The sequence below is a fragment of the Frankia sp. AgKG'84/4 genome (assembly GCF_023242965.2).
Classification (GTDB): Bacteria; Actinomycetota; Actinomycetes; order Frankiales; family Frankiaceae; genus Frankia.
This window is the reverse complement of record NZ_JALKFU020000618.1, coordinates 1-2,971: the sequence shown is the minus strand read 5'-3', so window position 1 is coordinate 2,971 and position 2,971 is coordinate 1. Positions and strand designations below refer to the sequence as shown.

At 74.2% G+C, this 2,971-nt stretch carries 2 protein-coding genes; both read right to left on the bottom strand.

Features of this window, described 5'->3' with window-relative positions:
- A partial coding sequence (locus tag MXD58_RS24070; RefSeq protein WP_250609982.1) for a DNA polymerase III subunit delta' occupies nucleotides 1-710 on the bottom strand: 710 nt, incomplete at its 3' end.
- Between the two features lie 60 nt (nucleotides 711-770).
- Complete coding sequence (gene tmk / locus MXD58_RS24065) at nucleotides 771-2,963, bottom strand: dTMP kinase (RefSeq protein ID WP_250609983.1); 2,193 nt, start codon at nucleotides 2,961-2,963, stop codon at nucleotides 771-773.
- Nucleotides 2,964-2,971: the final 8 nt, after the last annotated feature.

Here is a 2,971-nt window from a genome sequence, read left to right as displayed (position 1 = left end):
GGGATGCGCAGCACGGCCCTGCGGTGGGTCCGGGCCGCCTCGTCGGTCGCCAGCCGGCGGGCGAGACCCAGATCGCCCTGGGATGCCGCGGCCACCGCCCCCGCGGTTCGCTCGTCGGCGCCGTCCCGCAGGAGCATGGCGCGCACGTCGGCGGTGGCGGGCAGGCGCAGGGCGACCGTCCGGCAGCGGGACCGGATGGTGGGCAGGACGTCCTCGACCGACGGCGCGCACAGCAGGAACACCGCGCGCTCCGCTGGTTCCTCCAATGCCTTGAGCAGCGCGTTCGCCGCGGACTCGGTGAGCCGGTCGGCCTCGGTCAACAGCAGGATCCGCCACCGCCCGCCGGCCGGCGCGCTCGCCGCGTCCCGGACCAGGGCACGGACGTCCTTCACCCCGAGGGAGAGCCCCTCGGGCGCGACCGTGCGCAGGTCGGTGGCGGTGTCGGTGAGCACCGTGTGGCAGCCGGGGCACTCCCCGCAGCCCAGCGGCTGTCGTTCGCAGCTCAGGCTCGCGGCGAAGGCGCGCGCCGCGTCCTGGCGCCCGGCGCCCGTCGGGCCGGTGAACAGCCATGAATGGGTCATGGCGGACCGCTGCCAGCCCGTGGCGCCGGGGGTGGCCGAGGGACCGGACTGGGCGGCCGCCGCCTCGGCGGCGGCCCGCAGCGTCGCGACGACCGCGTCCTGCCCCACCAGGGTGTCCCAGACCGTCATCGGTCCATCATGCCGCTGGGCGCACGCCGACCGGTCGGGAAGGGGCCGGGAGGGGGAGCGTCAGACCGGTGCGGGCATGGCCGCGGGAGCGAGCCGGCTCGCCACCCCGGCCCGGATCTCGCTGTGGATCTCGCTCTGGGGACGGGTCGCGTCGACGACGAGATAGCGCCGCGTTCCCTCCTGGGCGAGTCGGCGCAGGCCGTCGCGCAGCCGCCGCTGGTGGGCGAGCACCTCGGCGTCGACGTCCGGTGCCGTCAGGGGTCCGCGCTCGGTCAGGGGTCCGCGGCCGGTCAGGGGTCCGCGGCCGGTCAGGGCCGTGGGGACGGCGCTCGCGCGGTGCATGCCGACCTCCGCGGGGAGGTCGAGCAGAACGGTCAGGTCGGGGACGAGGGCCTGCGTGGCCCACGTGTTAATCATGCTTACGCCGTTGGCGTCGGCGGCCTTGCCGACGGGCTGGCCGGCGAGCGAGGAGTCGGTGTAGCGGTCGGACACGACGATCGCACCTCTGGCCAGCGCCGGCTCGATGACCCGGGCCACGTGCTCGGCGCGGTCCGCGGCGACCAGCAGGGCCTCGGTGCGGGCATGCAGCCGGGCGGCCGGGTTGAACAGCAGTGAGCGGAGCCCGGCGCCGGACTCGGTTGCGCCGGAGTCGCTGGTGACGACGACCTCGCGGCCGCGCTCGGCGAGCCACGACCGCAGCAGCTCCACCTGGGTGGTGCGGCCGGCGCCCTCGATCCCCTCGACGGCGATGAACAGGCCGGCGTGGCGGGGCCGCGTCGGCGTGTGCCGGCGTCCGCGCAGCGCGTTCCACAGCTCGGGCCAGACCGCGATCCCGGCCTGGTCATCCATCTGGTTGTACGCGAACAGGCCGACGGCCACCGCGAGCAGCCCGCCGCCGAGGAGCACGACGGTCACTCCGTCGGCGCGGACGGTGATGTCCCCCCAGAGGTGGATGCCGTGCGAGCCGATCAGGCCGACCAGGCCGGGCGCCGCGGCGAGCACCAGCAGCAGGTCGACGCGGACCAGCGACTGCACCAGGGCGAACGTGCGTCCCCGCAGCTCGTCGGAGACCTCCGCCTGCAGCAGCGTGTACCCGGTCACCCAGGCGACGCCGGCGAACGCGCCGACCGCGACGACGAGGATGCACGCGATGACGAGGTTCGGGATGACGGCGACGACGACCAGGGTGACGCCGGCACCCGTGACGCAGACGCCGAACAGGCGGGTTCGGCTGTAGTCGCCGAGCAGCCTCGGGCCGGCCCCCATCCCGGCGGCCAGGCCGACGAACACCGCGCCGAACAGCACGCCGTACGCCGAGTCGCCGCCACCGAGGATCTCGACGTAGAGCCGGCCGAGGGCGATCACACAGCCGGCGCCGGCGAACCCGCCCAGGATGCCGACGATCAGACCGCGTACCAGCCGGTCCTGCCCGACGTAACGCCAACCCTCGGTGATCGAGGCGAGGAGACCGGGCTCAGGCCCGGTCTCCGGACGCTCCGCCCGGCCGATGCCACGCAGACCCCAGATGACGATGGCCGAGCCGAGGAACGTCGCGGCGTTGAAATAGAGGGCCAGGTCGACGGAGGAGTCCCGGAAGAACGACACGCTGGAGCCCAGCGTCCGCGAGATCGTCGAGAGCAGTGTGAAGATCGCGGCGGCGAGGGGCGCCGTGCCGTACGTCATGATCAGGCTGAGGGTGTTGGCGGCGGCGAGGCGCTCCCGGGGCACCAGGTGCGGGACGCTGGCGTCCTTCGCCGGCGCCCACACCAGCGTGACCGCCTCCACCAGGAACGACGCGATGAGCAGCCACTGCAGCGTGCCGATGATCGGAATGGAAGCGAACAGCCCGAACCGGATCACGTCAGTGACGACCATGGTCAGTCGGCGGTCCAGGCGGTCGGCGAGTGCTCCCGCCAACGGTCCGAGGATCAGCGCGGGCATCAGCCGGACGATCAGCAGCGTGCCGATCGCGTAGGCCTGCCCGGAGAAGCTCGTCTGCAGTTGGGTGACGAGGGCGGTCGTCGCCAGCAGGCCCAGCCAGTCGCCGAGGCTCGACAGACTGAGCTGGATCCACATCCGGCGGAACTCGGGGATGCGCAGTACGGCACGGATGTCGCTGTCGTCCCCGGTGACAGCGCCCGAACGGGGCGGCGGTGAGGGGACCGTCGTGACGGGGTGCCGGCTCGGGACCCGACGGGCCCAGGAGCGACGGCGGCCGGCGGTCGCCGCTGCGCCGGCGGGGCGACGCCCCAGCCGAGGGC